The organism is Flavobacterium sp. K77 (assembly GCF_021608205.1).
GTDB classification, from domain to species: domain Bacteria; phylum Bacteroidota; class Bacteroidia; order Flavobacteriales; family Flavobacteriaceae; genus Flavobacterium; species Flavobacterium turcicum.
Window position 1 is genome coordinate 81226 of sequence record NZ_JAKIHO010000002.1, and the last position, 13440, is coordinate 94665.

15 protein-coding genes are annotated in these 13440 nt (G+C 35.4%); 12 read left to right on the forward strand and 3 right to left on the reverse strand.

What is annotated here, in order from left to right; genetic code table 11:
* Window positions 1-78: 78 nt before the first annotated feature.
* Window positions 79-1941 (reverse strand): ABC-F family ATP-binding cassette domain-containing protein, encoded by a 1863-nt coding sequence (locus L1S34_RS06025; protein WP_236363255.1) that lies wholly within the window; start codon window positions 1939-1941, stop codon window positions 79-81.
* A 226-nt stretch (window positions 1942-2167) separates the two neighbouring features.
* Here L1S34_RS06025 and L1S34_RS06030 point away from each other — a divergent pair, with 226 nt between their 5' ends.
* The 12 genes from L1S34_RS06030 to L1S34_RS06085 all read left to right on the forward strand — a co-directional run bounded on the left by L1S34_RS06030 (window position 2168) and on the right by L1S34_RS06085 (window position 11164).
* On the forward strand, window positions 2168-3355 hold the full coding sequence (locus L1S34_RS06030; RefSeq protein ID WP_236363256.1) for a glycosyltransferase family 2 protein: 1188 nt from the start codon (window positions 2168-2170) through the stop codon (window positions 3353-3355).
* Between the two features lie 84 nt (window positions 3356-3439).
* Window positions 3440-4741 carry a dihydrolipoamide acetyltransferase family protein gene (locus L1S34_RS06035; protein WP_236363257.1) on the forward strand — a complete coding sequence of 434 codons (1302 nt, stop codon included), beginning with the start codon at window positions 3440-3442 and terminating at the stop codon, window positions 4739-4741.
* Between the two features lie 142 nt (window positions 4742-4883).
* Window positions 4884-5660 carry a 3'-5' exonuclease gene (locus tag L1S34_RS06040; RefSeq protein ID WP_166134928.1) on the forward strand — a complete coding sequence of 259 codons (777 nt, stop codon included), beginning with the start codon at window positions 4884-4886 and terminating at the stop codon, window positions 5658-5660.
* A 39-nt stretch (window positions 5661-5699) separates the two neighbouring features.
* Window positions 5700-6311 carry a fumarylacetoacetate hydrolase family protein gene (locus tag L1S34_RS06045; RefSeq protein WP_166134931.1) on the forward strand — a complete coding sequence of 204 codons (612 nt, stop codon included), beginning with the start codon at window positions 5700-5702 and terminating at the stop codon, window positions 6309-6311.
* Window positions 6311-6655, forward strand: a complete 345-nt coding sequence (locus L1S34_RS06050; protein WP_166134934.1) for an Hpt domain-containing protein — start codon at window positions 6311-6313, stop codon at window positions 6653-6655. Before L1S34_RS06045 ends, L1S34_RS06050 begins: the two co-directional genes overlap by 1 nt.
* Before the next feature lie 216 nt (window positions 6656-6871).
* Window positions 6872-8125 (forward strand): CinA family nicotinamide mononucleotide deamidase-related protein, encoded by a 1254-nt coding sequence (locus L1S34_RS06055; RefSeq protein WP_236363258.1) that lies wholly within the window; start codon window positions 6872-6874, stop codon window positions 8123-8125.
* A gap of 72 nt (window positions 8126-8197) precedes the next feature.
* Window positions 8198-8434 carry a 50S ribosomal protein L28 gene (rpmB, locus tag L1S34_RS06060; RefSeq protein WP_024980263.1) on the forward strand — a complete coding sequence of 79 codons (237 nt, stop codon included), beginning with the start codon at window positions 8198-8200 and terminating at the stop codon, window positions 8432-8434.
* Window positions 8435-8461: 27 nt separating this feature from the next.
* Window positions 8462-8644 (forward strand): 50S ribosomal protein L33, encoded by a 183-nt coding sequence (rpmG, locus tag L1S34_RS06065; RefSeq protein WP_007805817.1) that lies wholly within the window; start codon window positions 8462-8464, stop codon window positions 8642-8644.
* 95 nt (window positions 8645-8739) lie between these two features.
* Complete coding sequence (locus L1S34_RS06070; RefSeq protein WP_073370281.1) at window positions 8740-8892, forward strand: DUF4295 domain-containing protein; 153 nt, start codon at window positions 8740-8742, stop codon at window positions 8890-8892.
* 128 nt (window positions 8893-9020) lie between these two features.
* Window positions 9021-10001, forward strand: a complete 981-nt coding sequence (gene ftsY / locus L1S34_RS06075) for a signal recognition particle-docking protein FtsY (RefSeq protein WP_236363259.1) — start codon at window positions 9021-9023, stop codon at window positions 9999-10001.
* 445 nt (window positions 10002-10446) lie between these two features.
* On the forward strand, window positions 10447-10887 hold the full coding sequence (locus L1S34_RS06080) for a hypothetical protein (protein ID WP_236363260.1): 441 nt from the start codon (window positions 10447-10449) through the stop codon (window positions 10885-10887).
* Window positions 10868-11164, forward strand: a complete 297-nt coding sequence (locus L1S34_RS06085; protein WP_166134946.1) for a DUF721 domain-containing protein — start codon at window positions 10868-10870, stop codon at window positions 11162-11164. Before L1S34_RS06080 ends, L1S34_RS06085 begins: the two co-directional genes overlap by 20 nt.
* A 121-nt stretch (window positions 11165-11285) precedes the next feature.
* Here L1S34_RS06085 and L1S34_RS06090 read toward each other — a convergent pair whose 3' ends face one another.
* Window positions 11286-11705, reverse strand: coding sequence for a nucleoside-diphosphate kinase (locus L1S34_RS06090; RefSeq protein WP_166134949.1), 420 nt, complete (start codon window positions 11703-11705; stop codon window positions 11286-11288).
* 86 nt (window positions 11706-11791) lie between these two features.
* Window positions 11792-13381: a bacillithiol biosynthesis cysteine-adding enzyme BshC gene (gene bshC / locus L1S34_RS06095; RefSeq protein ID WP_236363261.1), complete on the reverse strand. Its 1590-nt coding sequence runs from the start codon at window positions 13379-13381 to the stop codon at window positions 11792-11794.
* Window positions 13382-13440: the final 59 nt, after the last annotated feature.

Below are 13440 nucleotides of genomic sequence, written 5' to 3' on the forward strand. Positions count from 1 at the left end.
ATTTCGTTGTGGGTTTTTAAATTTATAACTTTCGCTTTTTATATGCTATTTGTATTTACTGCCAACTGCGACTAGATTCTAACTCTCAATTTTAGCACTCAATTCAAACCAGCGCTCTTCTTTAAGTTCAATCTTGGTAATTATAGTTTCTAATTCTTTGGCTTTCTTTTCAATATCAGCATCAGCTACTTTTCCGTCTGCAAAAAGTTGTTCAATTTTGGCTTTTTCTACCTCTAAATCTTTGATTTCGCGCTCTATTTTCTGAAATTCTTTTTGTTCGTTAAAAGTCAAATTTCCGGCAGGATTGTTTTGTTTCCAGTCTTTCTTTTCGGCTTTGTTTTCCTCTTTTTGAGCCACATCGGCACTGTCTTCGTAGGCTCTGAAATCTGAGTAGTTACCCGGAAAATCTTCTACCACACCGTCACCTCTAAAAATGAACAAGTGATCTACAATTTTATCCATGAAATACCTATCGTGCGAAACTACCAAAAGACAACCCGGATAATCAAGTAAGAAACTTTCTAAAACGTTTAGTGTTACAATATCCAAGTCATTCGTCGGCTCATCAAGAATCAAGAAGTTTGGATTTTGAATCAAAACAGTACACAAATACAAGCGTTTCAATTCGCCACCACTCAATCGGTCTACAAAGTCATATTGCTTTTTCGAATCAAATAAAAAGCGTTCCAATAATTGTGATGCCGAAATTAACTTTCCTTTCATCAACGGAATAAATTCGCCGTATTCCTTGATCACATCAATAACACGCTGACCCGGTTTCGGATTGATTCCACTTTGTGTGTAATACCCAACTTTAATGGTTTCACCAACTACTACTTTTCCAGAATCTAGTTGCAAAGTTCCTGTCAAAAGATTTAAGAAAGTCGATTTACCAGTTCCGTTTTTACCAATAATTCCAATGCGTTCGCCACGCTGAAAATCAAAACTAAAATTATCCATGATGACATGGTCCTTGAATTTTTTTGAAATTTTGTGAAGCTCAATAATTTTGCTCCCCATGCGTTCCATGTTGATTTCAAGCTCCACTTTGTTCTCACGGCGTCTGCTTTGTGCTTTTTCCTTGATCACATAAAAATCATCTTGTCTAGATTTTGATTTGGTGGTTCGCGCTTTGGGCTGACGGCGCATCCACTCTAATTCCTTTACAAAAAGATTTTGCGCTTTATCGACACTCGAGTTTTCAGAGGCAATACGTTCTTCTTTTTTCTCTAAATAATAGGAGTAATTCCCTTTGTATTGGTATAATTTTCCGTTGTCTAATTCAATAATTTCATTACATACGCGCTCTAAGAAAAAACGGTCGTGTGTAACCATAAACAGCGTAATATTTTCTTTTGCAAAATAGCTTTCTAACCATTCAATCATTTCTAAATCTAAGTGATTCGTAGGTTCATCCAGAATTAGCAAATCAGGACGGTTGATCAAAATGATGGCTAGTGATAAACGCTTTTTTTGTCCACCCGAAAGGTTTTTTACTTTCAATTTGAAATTTTCTAACTTCAATTTGAATAAAATCTGCTTGTATTGAGTTTCAAAATCCCAAGCATTGTGCTGGTCCATGCCGTCAAAAGCTTTTTGGTAAGCCTCTTCGTCTTCTGGATTTTCTAGTGCTTTTTCGTAGGCTTCAATTACTTTTAAGGTTTCGTTATCCGATGCAAAAATGCTCTCTTCAATGGTCAATTCATCTTGTAGATTGTTGTTTTGCGACAAAAAAGCCATTTTGATTCCTTTACGAAGCACCACTTGACCCGTATCTGATTCTTCCAAACCATTTAGAATACTCATAATTGTGGTTTTTCCCGAACCGTTTTTGGCTATAAAAGCAATTTTTTGATCTTTATTGATCCCGAACGAAATGTCTTTAAACAAGGTGCGTTCTCCAAAGGATTTTGATATGTTTTCTACTGAAAGGTAATTCACGAGTCTCTATTTTTGGCAAAAGTACATTATTTCAACGAAGTAGTCGCCATTAACGAGCTGTGCTTGTAAATAGATACTTAAAATTATTTTTTAATGGTTAGACCAAGTTGTACTTTGATGAAATAGAAGTAGTAGCTTATTTTTAGATATGAAGAAAAGAATGTAGTTTTGAACCAACCTATAAATAGGAGGAACAAAGTTTCTTAATCAATCAAAATAATCACCTTTGCAGTTATCAGTTGTTATTCTCAATTACAATGTGCGCCATTTTTTGGAGCAGTGCGTGCTTAGCGCACAAAGTGCTTTGCTGGATCTTGATGCTGAAATTATTGTAGTTGATAATAATTCGTCAGATGATAGTGTGGCGATGATAAAAGAACGTTTCCCTACTGTGAAACTCATTCAAAATGCTGAAAATTCGGGTTTTCCAAAGGGTAATAATGTTGGTGTAGCAGTTGCTCAAGGCGACTATGTCTGTATTTTGAATCCAGATACGGTTGTGTCCGAAGATACTTTTGTAAAAGTTTTAGCTTTCGCCGAAAAGCAAAGTAATTGCGGAATTGTAGGCGTTAAATTAATTGATGGTGCTGGTAATTTTTTACCAGAAAGCAAGCGCGGTGTGCCAACGCCATGGGTTGCGTTCACTAAAATTGTGGGATTGTATCGCATTTTTCCACACTACAAATGGTCAAAACAGCTTTTTGGCAAATATTATGCACAGCATTTAAATGAAAATGAGTCAGGTCCAGTATCTATTCTGGTTGGAGCATTCATGGTTTTAAAAAGGGATTTGTACACAGAATTAAAAGGTTTTGATGAAAACTGTTTTATGTATTCGGATGATATTGACTTATCGTATCGAGCGCTCTTGGCTGGAAAAAGTAATTTTTATTTCCACGAAACTACAATCATTCATTATAAGGGAGAAAGCACGATAAAAGATGCATCTTATATGAAGCGCTTTCAAGAGGCGATGACTTTTTTTTATCAGAAGCATTTTAAAGTATCGTTCTTGTTTCGTTTTTTAATGCAAGTAGGGATTTCCTTTTTCTCATTTATAAAAATGCTACAAGGTTCTTCTGCGGACAAATGGCAACAGATGCAGACTCCTGATGGGTATATTTTGTTTTCAAAAAATAAAATGTTAGCCAATAAACTGGCTAGTATTTTACAAAATAATGTCGTTTTTCATGATATTACCCCAGAAAAAATGGTATTTTCGTTTACTGAAAAAGGCGAAAAACAGGTAGAAATTATTCTTGATTCGGAACATATGTCCTTCAAAGAGTGCATATCGTTTCTCGAATCTGCAAGAAATAAGGGATTTACATTTAAAATTCTACCTAAAAGAGCTAATTTCTTAATAGGAAGCAACAATAGTAATAGCAGAGGTGAGATTATAGAAATAGTATAAAAAATTACATTAAGTGTAAATTATATTTGTAAATTTTAGTAATTTCGCAAACTGAAAATCAATATCACCTTTTAGGTTAACAATATGGCAAGATTTGAATTAAAACTTCCGAAAATGGGAGAAAGCGTTGCTGAGGCAACCATTACAAACTGGTTAAAAGAAGTTGGCGACAAAATCGAAGCAGACGAGGCAGTACTTGAAATTGCTACTGATAAAGTAGATAGTGAAGTGCCAAGTGAGGTTTCGGGTGTTTTGGTAGAAAAACTTTTTGGTAAAGATGATTTAGTGCAAGTGGGACAAACTATTGCTATCATTGAAACTGATGGTGATGCTGCAAGTACTCCAGCACCAGAAGTGGCAGTTATTGAAAAAACAATTGCTGCGGTACAAGAGAGTGTGAGTGCTCCTGCGCCTGTTGCGGTAGATTTTTCAACATCAGAACAATTTTTGTCTCCGTTGGTAAAAAATATAGCTAAAGAAGAGGGCGTTTCTGTCGCTGAATTGGCAACTATTCAAGGAACAGGTAAAGAAGGTCGAGTGACCAAAAACGATATATTAGCTTATGTAAAAAACAGGACAGCGGCTCCAGTAGCGCAACCTGTTGCGGCATCAGCTCCAACGCCGGTTGCGGCACCTGTTGCAGTAGCGCAAAAAGCAGCTCCAGTATCAGTAAACGGAGGTGATGAAATCGTTGAGATGGATCGCATGCGTAAATTGATTTCTGGTTACATGGTGGCTTCTGTGCAAACATCGGCGCACGTGCAATCCTTTATAGAGGTAGATGTGACTAACATCGTAAAATGGAGAAATAAAGTAAAAGATGCTTTTGAAAAACGCGAAGGTGAAAAACTTACTTTTACTCCTATTATGATGGAGGCCGTTGCAAAAGCATTGAAAGATTTTCCTGGAATGAATATTTCGGTTGATGGCGATTACATAATCAAAAAGAAAAACATCAATTTAGGAATGGCTGCAGCGTTGCCAAACGGGAATTTAATTGTTCCTGTAATCAAAAATGCAGACCAATTAAACCTAGTTGGAATGGCTAAAGCAGTAAACGATCTTGGTAATCGTGCTAAAGCTGGAAAATTGAAACCAGATGATACGCAAGGCGGAACATACACAGTAACCAACGTAGGAACTTTTGGTAGTGTTTTTGGTACTCCTATTATTAATCAACCACAAGTTGGAATTCTAGCTTTGGGCGCTATTCGCAAAGTGCCTGCTGTTATCGAAACGCCTGAAGGAGACTTTATTGGTATTCGTCAAAAAATGTTCTTGTCTCATTCTTACGATCATCGTGTGGTAGATGGAGCACTTGGAGGTAGTTTTGTAAAACGAGTTGCTGAATATTTAGAAGCTTTTGATGTGAACAGAGATTTTTAATTCACAAATTGAAATAAAATAAAAACCCGATGGCTACCAAGCTATCGGGTTTTTTGTTTGTAGCTTTTCAACATAAGTTTGATTGGTAACTATCTTTAATTTCCATAACAAATTTCTATCTTTGCCTTCTTACACATATAAAATGGAACTTAAACTCAATAAACCAATTTGCTTTTTCGACCTAGAAACCACAGGAATTGATATCGGAAAGGACAGAATTGTAGAAATCTCAATATTTAAAGTTTTTCCTAACGGAAACAAAGAAAGCAAAACGTGGTTGGTAAATCCAACCATTCCAATTCCGCCGCAAACTACGGCTGTGCATGGTATTACGGATGAAAAAGTGGCGAATGAGCCTACTTTTAAAGATTTGGCTGCGCAAGTTTACGCTATGATCAAGGATAGTGATTTGGCGGGCTTTAATTCAGATCGTTTTGATATTCCGTTATTGGCCGAAGAAATGTTGCGTGCTGGAGTCGATTTTGACATGAAAAATAGAGTTTCGGTAGATGTTCAAACTGTTTTTCATAAAATGGAAGAACGTACTTTGAGTGCTGCTTTGAAATTTTATTGTGGTAAAACACTCGAAAATGCCCATTCAGCCGAAGCAGATACCATGGCTACTTACGAAATTTTGAAAGCGCAATTGGATCGTTATCCTGAATTAGAAAACGACATAAAGACCTTATCGGAATTTACTACTCGTAAAAAGATCGCTGATTTTGCAGGTATGATTGCTTTTGATAAAGATGATGAAGAGATTTTTACCTTCGGGAAACACAAAGGAGTAAAAGTAGAGAAAGTACTTGAAAGTGAACCAGGTTATTTTAGTTGGATTCAAAATGCCGACTTTCCGTTATATACCAAGAAAGTTTTGACGGCGATTAAACTTCGAAAACTGAATAATAAATTAAGCTAATTTTTGAATCTTTCAACCATTAATTTTTTTAAGTAAGAAATGAAAATAATCTGTATCGGTAGAAATTATACCAATCACATCGAAGAATTACATAACGAACGTCCAACGGAGCCTGTTGTTTTTATGAAACCAGATTCGGCTGTTTTATTAAAGCAGCATCCTTTTGTGCTTCCAGAATTTTCTAATGATGTGCATCACGAAATTGAACTTATTGTAAAAATTAGTAAAGTAGGTAAGTACATCGAGCCAAAATTTGCTCATAAATATTACGACGAAATTAGTGTAGGAATCGATTTTACCGCACGTGATTTGCAGGATAAACTAAAAGCAAAGGGTTTGCCATGGGAGAAAGCCAAAGCATTTGATGGGTCGGCAGTTATTGGAGAATTTTTACCTAAAAGTGAATTTACTTCCTTAGAAAATCTTACATTTGAATTAACCAAGAATTCACAAACGGTGCAAAAGGGAAATTCTAATTTGATGCTGTGGAAAATTGACGAACTTATTGCATACGTTTCGCAATTCTTTACATTAAAAATTGGTGATATTATTTTTACAGGAACTCCAGAAGGTGTTGCTGCGGTGCAACCGGATGATGTTTTGGAAGGATTTTTAGAGGGAAAACAACTATTAAGAATACAAGTAAAATAATGGCTATACATTACAACCTTTCGAAAGTGTACGCACTTTCAGATAACGATCCAGAGTTTGTTAATGAGATTTTAACGCTCTTTGTAACTGAAGTTCCTATGGATATGGTTCAGATTAAAGAAGGAATCACTAAGAAGGATCACAAACATGCTTATGCTTATGCGCACAAAATCAAACCTACTCTTGATTTGTTGGGCATGAATGTAGCATTTGAAGAAATTCTGCAAATTGAAGCTTGGACCAAGACCGAAGGCAAGAAGAAAGATATTAAAGAAACTTTCAAAAGTGTAAAGAGTCAAGTGAATGAGGCTATAAAAGAAATTAAAAAAGATTTCGAATTGTAGTTTTTGAAATTTGAATGCTATATTTTTTTAAAGAAGCTACTCTATTGAAGTTAGTTTTTTACAAATATAGTAGTGAAAATATAAGATAAGGTGTTTTTAAAGATAGAAGCGCTTTTAATGTTTTGTCAATGTAACATTTGCTATTTTTTAAAGTAAAAGAATAGTAAATGGTACACTGGCATTTTTTTTAGGAATAGAATAAAATACATGTGATAAATGAAAGCAGCTATAGTTACTATTGGAGACGAAATTTTAATTGGTCAAATTGTTGATACCAACTCGGGATTTATTGCAAAGGCATTAGATAGAATTGGTGTCCAAGTACAAGAAATGCTTTCGATTAGTGATGATCAAAATCATATTTTAGACACGTTTGCGGCTTTACAAAATAAAGTAGATTTTGTAATTGTAACCGGAGGATTAGGTCCTACGAAAGATGATGTTACTAAAAAAACATTTTGTTCTTATTTTGATGACCACCTAGTTGTTGACAAGGCTGTAGAAGCGCATGTAATTGCATTGATTGAGCGCGTAATGAATAGGCCTGCCTCGCAAGTTAATAAAGATCAAGCATTGGTTCCTTCAACTTGTACGGTTTTGCATAATCAAGTAGGAACTGCGCCGGGAATGTGGATGCAAAAAGAGAGTACGGTTTTTATCTCGCTTCCGGGTGTTCCGTATGAAATGAAGTATTTGGTAGAACAAGAAATTGTACCCAAAATAGTTAGTGAGTACGAACGTCCGTATATTATTCATCAAACTGTGCTTACTTATGGGCAGGGTGAAAGTTTAGTAGCGGAACGCATTGAAGCTTGGGAAGATAATTTACCAGAATTTATAAAGTTGGCCTACTTACCAGCTCCAGGTCGAGTACGACTCCGTTTAACTGCAAGAGGCACGGATAAAGAAGTGTTGCAAAATGCTTTAGCCGAAAATGTAAAAACTTTACAAGGTTTAATAGGTGATATCATTGTTGGTTTCGATGAAGAGGACACTATTGAGGTTGTGGTTGGACGATTGCTAGCGCAACAAAAATACAGTATGGGAACCGCCGAGAGTTGCACTGGAGGTAAAATTGCGCAGCTTGTTTCGAGCGTAGCAGGTTCCTCCGCGTATTTTAAAGGAGGAGTGGTTACTTATGCTACGGCCCTAAAAGTGGATCTTTTGGGAGTTCCTGAGGCATTGATAAAAGAATATTCCGTTGTTAGTAAAGAAGTAGCCGAAGCCATGGCGCAGCAAGCAAAAGCCAAATTAAATGTAGATTTTGCAATTGCTACAACTGGCAATGCAGGACCTTCAAAAGGAGACGCAGAGGCTGAAATAGGAACTGTTTTTATTGCAATTGCGGCACCATGCGAAATTATTGTAGAAGAGTTCAATTTTGGCCAACCCCGTGAAAAAGTGATAGATAGAGCGGTAATAAAAAGTTTAGAATTGCTTCAGAAAGAAATTTTAAAAAATGTGCGTTAAGAATGTTGCTTTATAGGTTTATTTTTCTTTTCTTTGCACCCTGATTTTGAATAACGATAAAAGATAAGTATAATGTCAAGAGTTTGTGACCTTACAGGTAAAAGAGCGATGGTAGGAAATAACGTTTCTCACGCTATGAACAAAACTAAGAGAAAATTTTCTGTGAACTTAGTTAAAAAGCGTTTTTATCTTCCAGAAGAAGATAGATGGATTACTCTAAGAGTAGCTGCATCTACGATAAAAACAATTAATAAAAATGGAATCGCTGCTGTTTTGAAAAAAGCACAGTCAGAAGGATTTATTAAATAATCTGTTCCAAAATAAAAAAATAGCAAGATGGCAAAGAAAGGTAATAGAATCCAGGTAATTTTAGAATGTACTGAGCACAAGACTACTGGTGTTGCAGGAACTTCAAGATACATCACTACTAAGAACAAGAAAAATACTCCAGATAGATTAGAGATTAAGAAATTTAATCCAATCTTGAAACGTGTAACTGTTCACAAAGAAATTAAATAATAACACGAGATTTTAATAATAATCTCAAGAACTGCCTTTTAAATGTAAAGCATTATACTTGAGACACTTATTCTAATTTTTAAAACATTTGAATCATGGCAAAGAAAACCGTAGCATCGTTACAAACATCTTCTAAGAGATTATCAAAAGCCATCAAAATGGTGAAATCTCCAAAAACAGGTGCATATACATTCGTAGAATCTATTATGGCTCCTGAAGCTGTTGATGAATTCTTGAAAAAGAAATAATTAACAAATACATTATATAGAAAAGCTACTTTCACTCGGAAGTAGCTTTTTTATTTTCTATATTTACGGTGCCGAAAATGAATGGGCGAAGAACTTCTAATGTGCTCATTCTTAATATTATTTATATTATGAGTTTTTTTAAAAAAATATTTTCATCTGATAAAAAAGACCCAAATTTTAGCGAACAAGCTAAAGAGGTATTGGATAAAGGACTTGAAAAATCGAAAACTAACTTTTTCTCTAAACTTACCAAAGCTGTTGCCGGAAAATCAAAAGTTGATGATGAGGTTTTAGATAACCTAGAAGAAGTTTTGGTTGCCTCTGATGTAGGTGTAAATACTACCTTGAAAATTATATCTCGAATTGAAAAGAGAGTTGCAGCCGATAAATATTTGGGTACTGCGGAGCTGAATCATATTTTACGTGACGAAATTGCTGGATTACTATCTGAAACAAATACAGAGGATGCAACCGGTTTTGTAAAGCCGTCTAATGCTACGCCGTATGTAATTATGGTGGTGGGCGTTAATGGAGTGGGTAAAACAACAACCATTGGTAAATTGGCGCATCAGTTTAAAAATCAAGGTTACAAAGTAGTTTTAGGTGCTGCAGATACTTTTAGAGCAGCTGCTATTGACCAATTGCAAATTTGGGCTGATCGTGTAGGTGTGCCTATTGTGCGCCAAGAAATGGGTAGTGATCCAGCATCTGTGGCTTTTGATACTTTGCAATCAGCAGTGGCTCAACAGGCAGATATTGTTATTATTGATACCGCAGGTCGTTTGCATAATAAAATTAACTTGATGAACGAATTGTCAAAAGTGAAGCGTGTGATGCAGAAAGTTGTAGCTGATGCGCCTCATGATGTACTTTTGGTACTAGATGGTTCTACAGGTCAAAATGCCTTTGAACAAGCAAAACAATTTACCGCAGCAACTGAAGTAAGTTGTTTGGCCGTTACTAAATTAGACGGTACTGCCAAAGGTGGTGTGGTGATTGGTATTTCGGATCAGTTTCAAATTCCTGTGAAATATATTGGAGTGGGTGAAGGTATAAATGATTTGCAGGTTTTTAACAAATATGAGTTTGTAGATAGTTTTTTTAAATAATAGCACTATGAATTTTTCTTCTTTAAAAAATATTTCGCCTCTGTATTTTTATTTGGTAAGTATGCTTTGTTTTGTGCTTGCAAATGTGGTTCGCGATCAAACGATTAGTTTTTACTATGCATTACTTCTTGTGGGAGTTATGTGTTGTGTTGCTGGTTTTTTGTTGCGAATTAAATCAAAACAGTAGGTTGTAATTGATATAGAAATCGTTTCATGAAGCGGTTGATTTAAACCAACATGTTGTTAAACAATTGTTGGTTTTTTTATTCTTTGTACTCCGCGTTTTGGTAAGAGTATTGAAAATTAGACATCTTAATTTAAGTAGAATGGACTAGCCCTGATGGAAGCGGCATCCTTTTTTTTGGCAAAAGCTGACGCAGGAAGTTGGCCAAAAAAAGATACAGCGTACAGCAGGAAATAGCTCCTAAAAAAAAATAATTTGAACATGAAAAAGTATGTAATTTTTGCCGTATTGGCTTTGGTAATTACTAGTTGCAAACAAGAAATTAAAAAGGAAGATGTTGCCTTGTTGAATGGATATTGGGAGGTAGAGAAAGTAGTTTTTGACTCCATCGACGATAAGGAATACCGCATGAATGAGGTTTATGATTATTTCAAAATTGAGAATAATAAAGGGATTCGCAAAAAAGTAATGCCGCAACTTAATGGTACTTTTTTAGTGAATGATGTTTTCGAGAAAGTTTCGGTGCGTTATACGTCAGATGGCATATTTTTAGATTATGTGACGCCTTATATGAAATGGAGTGAGGAAATTATTGGTTTGACAAATGAGGAATTGGTTTTGTTGAACAAAGAAAGAGGGGAATATCATTATAAAAGAGCAACAGCGATAAATTTATTAGGAGATGGCAAAGAGGTTAAATAATGAAAGCACGGTTGGTGATGTGCTCAAGCAGATTATTCAAACCAATAAGTTGCAACCAGGCATGGATCAAATTGATGTGAAAGATGCGTGGAAAAACCTAATGGGTAATGGTGTAAATAGCTATACGAACAATGTAGTTTTGAAAGGAAGTACCTTATATGTAGAGCTCACTTCATCAGTATTGAGAGAGGAGTTAAGCCACGGAAAGTCTAAAATTGTGGCTATGATTAATGAGGAATTGCGACGGGATGTAGTGAAAGATGTGGTGTTGAGGTAGTTTTCAGTTTTTAGTCGCAGTTTTCAGCTAGATTGGAAATAAAAAATCCCGTTTCAATTTGAAACGGGATTTTCTGTTTTATTATAATCTGTCACTCTCAAACTGAGAATGAGACTGATTACTAGAATTGCTCTCTTCCTGCAAAGTGAAATGCACCTTCGATAGCAGCATTTTCGTCGCTGTCAGATCCGTGTACTGCGTTTTCTCCGATAGAAGTTGCGTAAGCTTTACGGATAGTTCCTTCAGCAGCTTCAGCTGGATTTGTAGCTCCAATTAAAGTTCTGAAATCTTCAACTGCATTTTCTTTCTCTAAGATAGCAGCAACGATTGGTCCTCTTGACATGAATTCAACTAATTCACCGTAAAAAGGTCTTGCAGCGTGTACTGCGTAAAATGCTTGTGCATCAGCAACAGTAAGTTGAGTTAATTTTAAAGATACGATTTTGAATCCTGCATTTGTAATCATTGCAAGAATGTTTCCGATGTGTCCGTTAGCAACAGCATCAGGCTTAATCATAGTAAATGTTCTATTTGTAGCCATTGTGTAAATTTTTAAATTTTGTGCAAAAATAGGATTTTTTTATCTATTATTTTTACAAATATAACATTCAATCCCGTAATATTTCACTAAAGTACAATGATGTCAAATTTAGTATCTAATGGATCTAATTTTTGAATTAAGTTTGGGATAAGATTTTCGCCGTATTCTAGGTAAAACTCTGAGAAGTTCGTTTGTCTTTCTTGCAAACTTCCGTTTGGGAACAATTCATTTTGAATGTCGCTTATACGGTCTAGAATATCACTCAAATTTCGTTTCTGCGCTTTTAACAGGCGTTTTTCTAGTTGCTGAAGTCCTTTAATTTGTTTGGTTTCTTGTGCTTTAAGAGCACCGATAAAAGATTCGTCAGTCTTCTCAGCTATGTCGTACAATTGTTTGAATTGTGTTTGTAACTGCGTTTTTAAGTCTGTTAATTCGATAGAAAACTCAGATAATTCAATCGTTTTTTGATTGATTAAATCGGCTTGCTTTTTGAATAAATCGGTCCAAGATAATTGTAATTTATCCGCCTTTTTTGCTTGTTTCTCGCTTGCTAATACTACAGAATTACGCAATAATAGCATTGGAAAGGTAATGTTCGAAGCTTCGAAATATGATTTTAATTCCAACCAATACGCTATTTCTCCGCCACCGCCAATGTAGCAGAGGTTTGGTAGAATTACTTCTTGATACAACGGGCGCATGATTACATTGGGACTGAACTTTTCAGGATTTGATTCTAAAAGAGCCAAAATCTCAGTCTCTGAAAATGAAATCTTAGTATGATTTACCTTGTAAAGACCGTCTTCAAGCAGAATGCGTTCGCGTAGGTCATTTTCGATATAAAACAAGTTTATTTTTCTCGGGTTTACCTGTACAGTATACTCTTTTAGTAAAGCAATTGAGGCTGTCACTTTTTCAAAAGCGGTTTGCTGTAGCAACTCTTGCTTTACATGTGGGATAAAAAGACGTTTTAATGATGCGGAATCAGCGTCAATAATCACTAAACCGTAGGCTCCAAAAAGTTCATTTGCTAGAAAGCGCGTTGCGTCAGCTAGATTCTTTTGTTTGATGTATGCATCTTCAAAGAACTTCTTTAATGTAGTTGCATTGCTACTGCCGCCTAATTCTAATTGATATACTTCTAAAAATTCATTTAAGCCTTCGGTACTCAAACGGCCTACAGGACCAGTGCTCTCTTGGTTCCATCTGAATTTTTTACCCTTGAAATTAAAGTAATTGATTTCTTCAAAATCGTGATCTTCGGTAGCCATCCAATATACGGGAACAAAATGCTGTTCAGGATACTTGTTTTGAAGTTTTTTGGTCAGGTTAATGGTAGATATTATTTTGTACAAAAAGTACAACGGACCAGTAAATAAATTCAGTTGGTGACCTGTAGTAATTGTAAAAGTATTGTTTGAGGCTAATGATTTTATGTTTGCATTTGTAGCTTCACTAGTCTCACAATTATTGTATTGTTGTAAAAGTGCCTCTACAAGTATTGCACGAGAGCTGTGATTAAAATTATTTTGTTTTTCAGCGATTTGTTCTTCAAAGTTTTCGATAGTTGGAAACCTGTTGTAAAGAGCAGACAATTGTGGTTTTTGATCTAAATAATCATTCATTAAAGCAGAAAAATATCCAGAGTGCTGATAGCTGATACAGTCGGTTGGCATAATTTAATTTTATATGTTGCTAAAATACCACTTATTATTGGAATTTTTTATTTGTTACT